Source organism: Tenacibaculum sp. SDUM215027 (genome assembly GCF_050566205.1).
In the GTDB taxonomy this organism is placed as follows: domain Bacteria; phylum Bacteroidota; class Bacteroidia; order Flavobacteriales; family Flavobacteriaceae; genus Polaribacter.
In genome coordinates, this window is sequence record NZ_JBNXUE010000001.1 from 650,698 (window position 1) to 661,646 (window position 10,949).

General features: G+C 32.1%; 10 protein-coding genes. 1 reads left to right on the forward strand and 9 read right to left on the reverse strand.

The features are described from left to right. Positions 1-8: 8 nt before the first annotated feature. Positions 9-1,634 carry a S41 family peptidase gene (locus tag ACQYZ7_RS03015; protein ID WP_430728308.1) on the reverse strand — a complete coding sequence of 542 codons (1,626 nt, stop codon included), beginning with the start codon at positions 1,632-1,634 and terminating at the stop codon, positions 9-11. Beyond that, positions 1,624-2,085: a ribonuclease P protein component gene (rnpA, locus tag ACQYZ7_RS03020; protein WP_430728309.1), complete on the reverse strand. Its 462-nt coding sequence runs from the start codon at positions 2,083-2,085 to the stop codon at positions 1,624-1,626. The genes ACQYZ7_RS03015 and rnpA overlap by 11 nt, the downstream gene beginning before the upstream one ends. 67 nt (positions 2,086-2,152) lie before the next feature. Between rnpA and ACQYZ7_RS03025 the strand changes: the two genes are divergently transcribed. Continuing rightward, the gene (locus ACQYZ7_RS03025) at positions 2,153-3,331 is read left to right on the forward strand and encodes an acyl-CoA dehydrogenase family protein (protein WP_430728310.1); all 1,179 of its coding nucleotides are present in this window, start codon (positions 2,153-2,155) and stop codon (positions 3,329-3,331) included. 433 nt (positions 3,332-3,764) lie between these two features. Here ACQYZ7_RS03025 and ACQYZ7_RS03030 read toward each other — a convergent pair whose 3' ends face one another. From ACQYZ7_RS03030 to ACQYZ7_RS03060, 7 genes are all read right to left on the reverse strand, one after another. Continuing rightward, positions 3,765-4,514, reverse strand: coding sequence for a heparin lyase I family protein (locus tag ACQYZ7_RS03030; RefSeq protein ID WP_430728311.1), 750 nt, complete (start codon positions 4,512-4,514; stop codon positions 3,765-3,767). A gap of 113 nt (positions 4,515-4,627) precedes the next feature. Further along, positions 4,628-5,170, reverse strand: coding sequence for a pyridoxamine 5'-phosphate oxidase family protein (locus tag ACQYZ7_RS03035; RefSeq protein WP_430728312.1), 543 nt, complete (start codon positions 5,168-5,170; stop codon positions 4,628-4,630). Positions 5,171-5,182: 12 nt separating this feature from the next. Next, a complete protein-coding gene (gene glpK, locus ACQYZ7_RS03040; RefSeq protein ID WP_430728313.1) occupies positions 5,183-6,667 on the reverse strand; it encodes a glycerol kinase GlpK in 1,485 nt (494 codons plus the stop codon). Between the two features lie 672 nt (positions 6,668-7,339). Next, positions 7,340-8,017, reverse strand: a complete 678-nt coding sequence (locus ACQYZ7_RS03045) for a response regulator (RefSeq protein WP_430728314.1) — start codon at positions 8,015-8,017, stop codon at positions 7,340-7,342. Further along, positions 7,986-9,914 (reverse strand): tetratricopeptide repeat-containing sensor histidine kinase, encoded by a 1,929-nt coding sequence (locus ACQYZ7_RS03050; RefSeq protein ID WP_430728315.1) that lies wholly within the window; start codon positions 9,912-9,914, stop codon positions 7,986-7,988. The genes ACQYZ7_RS03045 and ACQYZ7_RS03050 overlap by 32 nt, the downstream gene beginning before the upstream one ends. A gap of 16 nt (positions 9,915-9,930) precedes the next feature. Then, positions 9,931-10,059 carry a hypothetical protein gene (locus ACQYZ7_RS03055; RefSeq protein WP_430728316.1) on the reverse strand — a complete coding sequence of 43 codons (129 nt, stop codon included), beginning with the start codon at positions 10,057-10,059 and terminating at the stop codon, positions 9,931-9,933. A 286-nt stretch (positions 10,060-10,345) separates the two neighbouring features. Next, on the reverse strand, positions 10,346-10,876 hold the full coding sequence (locus ACQYZ7_RS03060; protein WP_430728317.1) for an RNA methyltransferase: 531 nt from the start codon (positions 10,874-10,876) through the stop codon (positions 10,346-10,348). Between the last annotated feature and the right edge of the window lie 73 nt (positions 10,877-10,949).

The window sequence follows — 10,949 nt, forward strand, 5'->3', positions numbered from 1 at the left end:
TAAAGAAGCTAATTTTTTAAAATACCGTTATATTTTTTAGGGTCATTTAACAAGTTAACAGCATTTTTTATAACGACATCATTTTTAAATAAATGCTTATACATTCCTTCTTTGTATGCATAACGTTCAACAATTTCATTTTCAATTTCTTTTGATAAAAGATCTTTGTTTATTGAAATTTTAGAAATTTTAGTAGCCTTTAGTTGTTGAATAATTGCGTTATATTCTGAGGTAATATTTTTGTTGTTTTCTACTGATTCATATGCTTCTTGAAACATTTTTTCTTCTTTAGACACAAAAGCAGTGTCTTTACGAAGTAAATAATCTTTAAATTGATTGAAACCTGAAGAAGAAAAGGTGTAGTTTTCAGTAGGTAAATTAGGGTTTTGGAGTGTAAAATCAGTTACAAAATTAAAAATTGCTCTTGATTTTAATAACTCATCAGTTTCCGCTGTTTTTTTAGAAAACTCACTTGTTACATCTGGAGAGACACCTCCGCCATCGTATACTTTTCGTCCATTTTGAGTTGTGAATTCATTAAGAGTAGTATCAGAAAACTTAGGTACTTTTCCTGTTTTAGAATCTCTGTTGGCATAGTCTAATTCCTGAATGCATCGTCCGCTGGGAGTATAATATTTAGAAATCGTAATTTTCATTTGAGTTCCATAATTCAAATCAAAGTAACGTTGTACTAGCCCTTTTCCAAAAGAACGTTCTCCCATAATAACAGCTCGGTCATAATCTTGTAAGGCACCAGAGACAATTTCAGAGGCAGAAGCCGATCGACCATTTATTAAAACTACGATAGGGATTTCAGCGTCTAAAGGTTCTCTACTTGTTTTATAAGTTCTACTATTTTTTTTAGTTTTTCCACGAGTATCAACAACTTTTAATCCTTTAGGAATAAATAAATTGGTGATGTTTATAGCATCAAATAAAGAACCACCAGGATTGTATCTCAAATCAAAAACCAATTTTTTCATTCCTCTTTTCTTTAGATCACTAAACGCATTTACAACGCTTTCGGTAGCTTTTTGACTGATAAATCGTGTTAAAACAATATACCCTGTTTCAGTATCAATCATATCGTAAAAAGGCACTGGGTTTAAAATAACTCTATCAAGCTTTACAGAGATGTTTTTTGTTTGACCGTTTCTTTCAATTTTTAAAGAAAGCTCTTTTCCTGGAACCCCTTTTAGCATCTGCGAAAATTGACTTCTTTCTAAGGTTACTAATTCTTGTCCGTTTACATTGGTGATAATATCACCAGTTTTTAAACCAGCTTTATCGGCGGAAAAACCTTTGTAAATTTCAGCAACTACAATTCCTTTTTTAGTGTAAAAAGTAGAAATACCAATACCTCCATATTCACCTTCACGACGAATACGAGCATCTTCAACATCTTGTTCGTTATAAAAGTTGGTATAAGGGTCTAAATTCTTAAGGGTGTTTTTTATTGCCTCGTCAGTTAAATCGCCAGGGTTGATTTCATCAATATAATTAATGTTCAACTCTTTAAAAAGGTTATTGTAAATTTCAATTTGTTTAGCAATCTCAAAAAAACGAGATTGAAAAGAAAAGAAAAGAGAGATGATAATGAGGGAACCAAAAAAAAGGAATTTTCTATTTTTCATCTTGAGTAACTTCTGTAATAAACTGTGTTAATAATTTCTTCATTTTATGCTCTATGTCGGCATATTTCCATTCATCTCTTGCAAGATAAGAAATCATAAACACATACGGTTTATCTACAGTCTCATAAATAGTATGCTTTTCTTTACGGTAGGTTTCGCGAAGTAACCGTTTTATACGGTTTCTATCTACTGCTTTTTTAAAATTCCGTTTAGGTACAGAAACTCCAACTTGTGCTGGGTATTTAGAGGTGTGTTCGGTTTGTATATACACCATTCTTAGCGGAAAAACTTTTATCACCTTTCCCTCTTCATATAGTCTTCCTATAAGCTTTTTGCTTTTTAAACGCTCTTCTTTTCCTAATGTAAATCTCATTAGTACAAACATACGCAAACCTGCACGAATAACCATTTTTTTAAGTATTTTTGAATCAATTCTTTTAAGAAACCACATAAAACAAATCGCGATTAATTTTACGTTTCTCTTATACAATTAGTAAAATTAATTTTAAAACATATTTATGAAGTCTGATTTATTTCAAGCCCCAGATTATTATCAAGTAGATGATTTATTAACCGAGGAGCATAAGCTTGTTCGCAACACTACCCGTGAATGGGTTAAGAAGAATTTATCTCCAATTATTGAAGAATATGCACAACGAGCTGAATTTCCGAAGGAATTAATTAATGGATTGGCAGAAGTAGGAGCTTTTGGATGTTACATTCCTCAAGAGTATGGAGGTGCTGGATTAGATCAAATCTCTTATGGATTAATAATGCAAGAATTAGAGCGAGGTGATAGTGGAATTCGATCTACTGCTTCAGTACAATCCTCTCTTGTTATGGGGCCTATTTATAACTACGGAACCGAAGTACAACGACAAAAATATTTACCAAAATTAGCTTCTGGTGAATGGATGGGAAGTTTCGGATTAACAGAACCAAATCACGGTAGTAATCCTAGTGGAATGGAAACGAAGTTTAAAGATATGGGAGACCATTATTTGTTGAATGGAGCTAAAATGTGGATTTCAAATGCGCCAATTTGTGATGTAGCAGTTGTGTGGGCAAAGAATGAAGAGGGGCGTATTCATGGTTTACTAGTTGAGCGTGGTATGGAAGGTTTTTCTACTCCAGAAACTCACAACAAATGGTCGTTAAGAGCATCAATTACAGGTGAATTAATTTTTGACAATGTAAAAGTTCCTAAAGAAAATATATTACCAAACAAATCAGGATTAGGAGCACCGTTACTGTGCCTTGATGCTGCTCGATACGGTATTGCTTGGGGCGCTATTGGCGCTGCGATGGATTGTTACGATACGGCACTACGCTATGCAAAAGAACGTACACAGTTTGGTAAACCAATAGGGCAATTTCAGTTACAACAAAAAAAGTTAGCTGAAATGATTACTGAAATTACTAAAGCTCAGTTATTAACATGGCGTTTAGGTGTTTTAAAAAATGAAGGACGCGCAACATCTGCTCAAATATCTATGGCGAAGCGAAATAATGTGGACATGGCATTAAAAATAGCACGTGAAGCAAGACAGGTACTAGGGGCAATGGGAATTTCTGGAGAATACTCAATTATGAGGCATGCAATGAACTTAGAAAGTGTAATAACCTATGAAGGAACACACGATGTTCATTTATTAATCACAGGATTAGATATCACAGGATTAAACGCATTCAAATAAAAAGAAGAAGAAGCACTCAAACGTTAAACCACTAACACATTATTAAAGAGTACTTCTTCCATCAACTATTAAAACTAAAATTTAACTACTCTTTCTTCTTGCCACCATTAACAAGAATCAAGAGAGCGGCTACTAAACCTATACAAACCAAACCGAAAATAACCATCATAATGGTTCCGTTTGTCCAAGATACCATTGGGATGTTCATTAATTGTACCATTTCTTCTTATACTTTATTGTCTCAAAAATACAAGCATAGTTTAAGTTAAAACATGATTTTTATCAGGGTTTTGAAAAAATGATGAGATTTTATAAAATAGATTAGGAAGATGTTACCTCTTTTAATGCAGTGTCGAAACCGTCAATACTAGTTTGGTTTCTACTCTATCACTCTAGTATTATTCAATTTGCGAATGTTATAAGTATCCTAATATTAAAATGCAGAGTAATTTAAAGATAGATTATCAATATAAAAAACAGTATCCTCTAAGTATCCAGAGTTTGACCAGCCCATTAAATACATTTCGTTCATAAAGTTTTCATCAATACCACCATACATGTTAAGTGCTGTTTCATCACAAACCAGAACATTATTTTTCCATAGTTGCATCACTCCATCAGTAGCTTTTTCACTGCTAGGAGCTTTAACCCTAGCCATAATATGAATCCACTTTCCATGATCGTTTTCGGTAATAAAATTAGTTCCTAAGTCTCCTGAAGGTGATATGCTCGGTTGCTCGGTTCCATTTCTATATCTATGTAGGGTTAGATTGGAACCTCCTGTATTATTTGGAGATAATGACCAATTCACCTGAAAACCTGGAGATCGATAATCATTTTTATAAACAGCTAAAAATTTATTGTTGCTAGCTGAGTTTTCTTTACGATGAGTATAATTATTAGGGATGTAAAGGTCATACTTTATCCATAACTCTCCAGTATTTGGATAGGATATTCTTTGCTCAGAAAAAGCGTCTTCTCCTGGTAATCCGCCTTTATAGTAAAACTCAAGAGAGTACTCTCCATCCTTTTTTACTTCATTAGAAACAGATGAATAGGTACTACTACCATAGCTAACATTGTTTTCCGTTTGAGATAAGTCACCTTTTTCAAAATCATCAAAAAATAATATATCCCCTGAAGGTTCTTCAACTATTTTTGGACTCTCTTTTGTACAAGACATGAAAAATAGAGTAAGGAAAATTACGGAATATAAGTGGCTTTTTTTTTTCATAGTGTAATAATTGTTTTGTAGTGTATATAATTAATGTATTAGTTTTAAAACGATCAAATTATTTATTCTTTTAATAAAGTATCCAATCCATCAATATTGGTTTGATTTCTGTCGTTCCAATATTGTTCAATGCCTTCTTCACCTTTTTCAGTAGCCCAATCGTTTAATTGATTTCGTTCTCCTTGGTATTCATAAAAAGGAATTGACATTCCGCAAGAGGTTTGTACACTTTCTATAGAAACAATAAATATTTGACGAGTACCAGGAAGTTTAGGGAACAAATCAGCATAATTATTCCATTTATCATGATTTGGAAGAACTTCTTCGGCTTTACCGTATAATCGAAGTATGTTTGGGGCACCTTCAAAAGCACAAAACATAATGGTTATTCGGTTGTTAGCTAATAAATGCGCTGAGGTTTCGTTTCCACTACCTGTTACGCTTAACCAAGCAACTGTATTTTCATTAAGTACCCTAAAACTATCCATTCCTTTTGGTGAAAGATTAATTCTTCCTTCTTTTGCTGCTGTAGCAACAAAAAACATTTTTTGGGCTTCAATAAATTTTTGAATTCGAGTTGTTATTTTGTCGTAAAATTTTGCCATAATTCTTTATTTTTAGTCAATCCAATCTTTAGTACGTTCAACAGCTTTTTGCCAAGTACGGTATAGTTTTTCTCTTTTTTCTTTAGAGAAGGAAGGTGTAAACGTTTTATCTATTTTTCTTTTGTTTATAATTTCATTTTGTTGCCAAAACCCAACACAAAACCCAGCTAAGTAAGCTGCTCCCATTACGGTAGTTTCAATTTCTTCAGGACGTTCTACATTCACATTTAAGATATCTGCTTGAAACTGCATGAGTAAATTATTAACACAGGCTCCACCATCTACTTTTAAAGATGAGAGCTGTAACATGCTGTCTTTTTGCATCACATCTAAAATATCTTTGGTTTGATAAGCTAATGATTGCAAAGTAGCTTTTATTAAGTGGTTTTTTCCAGTATCACGTGTCAAACCAAAAACAGCACCTCTGGCATACATGTCCCAATATGGAGCGCCTAAGCCAGCAAAGGCAGGAACTACATACACAGGGTTTTCTTCAGTAACTTTTTCAGCAAAAAGCTCACTTTCTTCTGCGTTATTGATAATTTGTAGTCCATCACGTAACCATTGAATTGCAGAACCAGCAACGAAAACACTTCCTTCGAGAGCATAATACACTTTGTTGTTAATTCCCCAAGCAATAGTAGAAATTAAACCGTTTTCAGAGTATTCTAAGTTTTCACCTGTGTTCATCAACATAAAGCATCCTGTTCCATAAGTGTTTTTAGCTTCCCCTTTTTTAAAGCAAGCTTGTCCAAATAAGGCAGATTGTTGATCTCCTGCAATACCTGCAATTGGAATTTGAACCCCGTTTAATTCATAATTCCCAAAATGATAAGAAGAAGGTTTTACTTCAGGTAACATTGAGGTTGGAATGTTTAACTCTTTTGCTAAAGTTTTATCCCAACACAAGTTTTTTATATCGTACAACATAGTACGTGATGCATTGCTGTAATCGGTAGCGTGAACTTTACCGTTAGTTAAGTTCCATAAGAGCCATGTATCAATTGTACCAAACAACAAGTTTCCTTTTTCAGCTTCATCTTGAGCTCCTTCTACATTATTTAATATCCAATGAATTTTGGTAGCAGAAAAATAACTATCAATTACCAATCCGGTAGTTTTACGAACATAGTTTTCAAGTCCTGTTTCTTTGAGTAACTCACAAGTATCAGCTGTTCTTTTGTCTTGCCAAACAATAGCATTATATATGGGGGTTCCGGTATTTTTATTCCAAACAACGGTGGTTTCACGTTGATTGGTAATGCCTATTCCTGCAATTTCTGAAGATGAAATTTTAGCTTTTTTAATGGCTTGTTGCAAGGTATTTAACTGAGTTTGTAAAATTTCATTGGCATCGTGTTCTACCCAACCAGATTGAGGGAATATTTGTTGAAACTCTTCTTGAGTTTTTGCAATTATTTCTTCTTCTTTATTCAGAATTACTGTACGACAACTAGTTGTTCCTTGGTCTAAAGCAATAATATATTTTTGAGTCATTTAGGTATAAAATGATTGGACGCCTAATTTACAATTTTAGTTATGGTAATAAAAAAAACCTTCTAGAAATTCTAGAAGGTTTACACGTTTAAGTTTGGTTAGTTAACTTTTAGTGTCTCAAAGCATATCCAGCTCCTTTACCAAATTCAGCTAAAACTGAAAGTAAAGTGTTTAAGCCTTTGCTCGTCTTGCGTAATAGTAATTTTCCCATTTTAAAATAATTTAATTCCCCTTAAATTAATTGTCATTAAAGAATGAACATTTCAAATATACGCTGATAATCAGAGGTGTAAAATGGGATTTCCGAAGTTAAAAGTGTAATTTTCCGAAAGAGCATAAAAAAACCTTCTAGAATTTCTAGAAGGTTTATTATTCCCCTTAAATGTCTTTTTTCAATTAATCTTGAAAAGAAGATGTTACAAATGTATGGAGAGATTAAAGGTTAAAAAAGGGTATTTCCGCAAAAAAAAGTGTGGTTTTCCGCAAACCACCCAAAAAGAAATTGTTTTCCAACAAAAAAGCCTTTAGATATCTAAAGGCTTTTTTATATTTCTCTCTCTTTTCAAGATTCTTCCCAACAATGGTTTTGAATTCTTTTGCAAAAGTATTCTTTACCTCTAATGTGTGAAAAGGGATAACCGTAAAAATAAATGCGTATTTCCGCAAAAGAAACTAATCTATAATTCCTAATTCTTTTGCTTTTAATACCAGATCTGTATTGTTATTGGCTTGTAAGTCAGTTCTTAGCTTAGATAGTTTGCTTTCTATGGAACGGACTTTTATTAACGAACCATCGCCTTTTTTAATTAAGCCTTCTAAATTAGAAATTTTAGCATGTCTAGGAAGCTCTTTTAAAATTTGAATAGCAATGTCATCCATTTGTATTTCAACTAAGGCTCTTTTTAAGAGTTTTTGATGAATTTCATGCGTGTAGTATACCTCTCCTTTTAACATTTTTTGAATAGCAAAGGTTAATTCGTCGGTGCTACACTTTCCTTTTAAAATATAAGCAGAAGGATTTAAATTGTGTATTACATTAAAAATTCTGTTTGTTTCAGAGTGTCCTGTAATTACCCCTACTTTAATAGGAATTTTTTCTTTAAGGATAGACTTTATAAAAGACTCGCCTCCATCTAAAACAACGTTTTGGTTTTGATTGTCAAAACTCAAATCGGTAAAAACAATATGAAAAGGGTTTTTGCTTAAACTTGATTTTATTAAAGAAAATGCTTCGTCACACGAATTTGCCGTTTCAATTTCTAAACCATCTATACCTTTCAAATACGAAAGAATTCCTTCAAGAATCAACTGATGGTCATCAACTAAAAGTATTTTTGTTTGTCCAGCCATTTAAGGGTATTTGAATACTGGTTTGGGTTCCTTTACCTACTTCGCTATTAATAGTTAACATTCCGTTTAACTCTTCAATGCGTTCTTGTAGGTTTTGTAAACCAATTCCTTTTTTACTAGTGGTGGTATCAAAACCAATACCATCATCAATAATACCCAAATGTACGTATTTTTTATGTACAGAAAAATTGATAGTAACCTTACTTGCTTTTGCGTGTTTTTTGCAGTTTTGTATACTTTCCCTAGCACTTAGGTATAATAAACGCTTTATGGAATTATCAACCGCTAACCAATCGTGATTTTGTAATCCGTTGACCTTAATTTTAAAATTAAGATCATAATAATCGCTTACTAAATTGATAATTTGATCCCTAAACGAAACTTTTTTAAAGCTGATACTACTTAATTGGTGTGATAGGTTGCGAACATTTTCCTTAACTGCATCTAGTCTTTTGGCTTCGTCAACTAAATTAGATTTTTCTAATTTACGATGTAGTAAACGCAAGTCACCTGCAACTTCATCATGCAAGGATTTGGCTATTTGTTTACGTTCATGTTCTCTTGCCTGTATTCTTTCTAACTGGGCTTGATATAACAACTTTCTTTTTCTGTTAAAATAAAACAAGATACTTACCCCAAATAATAAAAAGCTAAGTACAAACAATAACCAACCAATAGTTTTTTGTTGTTTATGATATACTATTTCAGCTTGTTTTTTTTCGTTTTCGGTTTTTAAAACGGTGTTTTCTTTCTCTTTTTTACCAGTTTCGTATCTGATTTTAGCAAATTGATTTTTTAATGTACGTTCGTTTTGAAACAAGCTGTCACTAAGGGCTATATATTCATCTAAATATTGTTTTGATTGTTCACCTGTTGTTAAGCCTGAAAGTTTTACTAAAGACTCTAACCAACGTTTATTATTCTGAGTTTGTTTGGCATATTTTAAAGCTTCATTAGCATGAAATAGAGCTTTATTAGTTTGGTTAATGTTTTTGTAATAATCTGCCAAGTTTATATGGGTTGTGCTTAATTGCGAAAAATCTTTTTCTCCTTCCCGTATGCTCAGAACTTCATTATATTGCTTCAGTACATTTTCTTTTTTACCTAATAAAAAATTACTAGCAGCTAAATTTTCTAATAACAAAGCGTATTGTATTGGATACTTTTCTTTAATACTATCTTTTGATAATCCTTTTTTAAAAAGAGAAATAGCTTTTTTATACTGTCCTTTACTTTGATAAAAAAAACCCAAATTATTAATAATGTATAAATAACCAGTGTTTTTTCTGTTTATTTTATTATAAGTTAATGCTTTGTTATAATATGATAAAGCTTCATTTTGTTGTTTTAATTCTTCTGAAACAATTCCTAAATTATTATAAACACTTTCTAAATAAATAACAGAATTGATAGGTTCTAAGTATTGTAAAGCTTCAATTAAACTTATTTCACTTCCTAAAAAATCTTTAGCTTCTTTTTGTAAAATAGCTAAACTTAATAAACGCCTTCCGACAGCTAAAGAATCATTTAATTGTTTTGAAACATCTTTAGAAAGATGGTAATAGTAAAAGGCACTATCGTTAGTATAAGTAAGTTTACTTTGTAAGGCCTTAAAATGATAAAACTTTGCTAATAAAATAGAATCATTTGATTCTTTGTACAAAGAATCAACTTGTAAGGTGATTGTATTTAATAATGTAAGGTTTTTATCAAAAAATGCCTTCCTTCCTGATTCTATTAATGTATCTCTTCTAGAAAAATAACCCTTATTTTCCTGAGAAAACACAAAGGAAGAACAAAATAGAATAATGTAAAAGAAGTTTTTGATAATATAGTTATAAGATAAAACCATTACTTTTTCAAAAGTAATGGTTTTTAGACTTATGTTGTGTACCAAATGTAATTTTTTGGCTCTAATCACCTCCGTCACTTCCTGTTGCTCCACCAGTGTCATTGCCTCCTTCAGTTAAGTCATTTTCTCCGCCTGTATCTCCACCAGGGTTTAAACTCATTGCTGTTTCTTTTAAGTACTTGTTTTCCATGTTAAATAGGGTTTTTAATTAAAAAAATAATACTTGGGGGTGGGGGTAATCAAGTCCCTAAAATAACAGGTTTTTTGAGAAGGAACAAGAAAGTAATAGATTTTCTAATATTTTTTGTTTGTTTTTGAAAAGAGATAACACTGTATAAGTGCCATTACAAACCTTTCGGCTGTCGTTCAAGACAGGCTAAAGTGAAGCAATCTGTTAGTTAGCCGGTAAGAAATTTACTTTTGAGTTCTAAACGTTAAGATTATTTCGTTCGTGCTTCATTCCTAATAACAAGTTATTAGTTTCTTATCTTAGTAAACAAATCCCATAAAACCACACCACAGCTTACAGAAATATTCAACGAATGTTTGGTTCCTAATTGCGGAATTTCAATACAAATATCAGAAGCAGACACCACTTCTTGTTGTACACCTTTTACTTCATTACCAAATACTACTGCGTATTTCTGACTGGTTTTAGGAGTAAAAGTATTTAACATCGTACTATTTTCTGCTTGTTCAATGGATAATACTTTTATGTTTTCTGCTTGCAGTTTTTTAACTAAATCAATAGTATTTTCTACATACTCCCAATCTACCGACTCGGTGGCTCCTAAAGCGGTTTTATGAATTTCTTTATTAGGAGGTGTAGCGGTAATACCACACAGGTAAATTTTTTCAATTAAAAAAGCATCTGAAGTTCTAAATACCGAACCAACATTGTTTAAACTACGAATATTATCCAAGACTACAATAATGGGGGTTTTATTCGTTTGCTTAAATTCCTCAACTGTTTTCCTGCCTAGTTCGCTGTTTTTTAATTTTCTCATTTTTACCTTGTAGATTTTGGTACTTTGCTAATGACTAAAGACTTTTTTCTATCTTCGCAAAACTAACCCAAAA

Bases quoted from the DNA above. Each gene is read 5' to 3' on its own strand.
- ACQYZ7_RS03015 (WP_430728308.1), bottom strand. From the start codon at position 1,634: ATGAAAAATAGAAAATTCCTTTTTTTTGGTTCCCTCATTATCATCTCT.
- rnpA (WP_430728309.1), bottom strand. From the start codon at position 2,085: ATGTGGTTTCTTAAAAGAATTGATTCAAAAATACTTAAAAAAATGGTT.
- ACQYZ7_RS03025 (WP_430728310.1), top strand. From the start codon at position 2,153: ATGAAGTCTGATTTATTTCAAGCCCCAGATTATTATCAAGTAGATGAT.
- ACQYZ7_RS03030 (WP_430728311.1), bottom strand. From the start codon at position 4,514: ATGTCTTGTACAAAAGAGAGTCCAAAAATAGTTGAAGAACCTTCAGGG.
- ACQYZ7_RS03035 (WP_430728312.1), bottom strand. From the start codon at position 5,170: ATGGCAAAATTTTACGACAAAATAACAACTCGAATTCAAAAATTTATT.
- glpK (WP_430728313.1), bottom strand. From the start codon at position 6,667: ATGACTCAAAAATATATTATTGCTTTAGACCAAGGAACAACTAGTTGT.
- ACQYZ7_RS03045 (WP_430728314.1), bottom strand. From the start codon at position 8,017: ATGGCTGGACAAACAAAAATACTTTTAGTTGATGACCATCAGTTGATT.
- ACQYZ7_RS03055 (WP_430728316.1), bottom strand. From the start codon at position 10,059: ATGGAAAACAAGTACTTAAAAGAAACAGCAATGAGTTTAAACCCTGGT.
- ACQYZ7_RS03060 (WP_430728317.1), bottom strand. From the start codon at position 10,876: ATGAGAAAATTAAAAAACAGCGAACTAGGCAGGAAAACAGTTGAGGAA.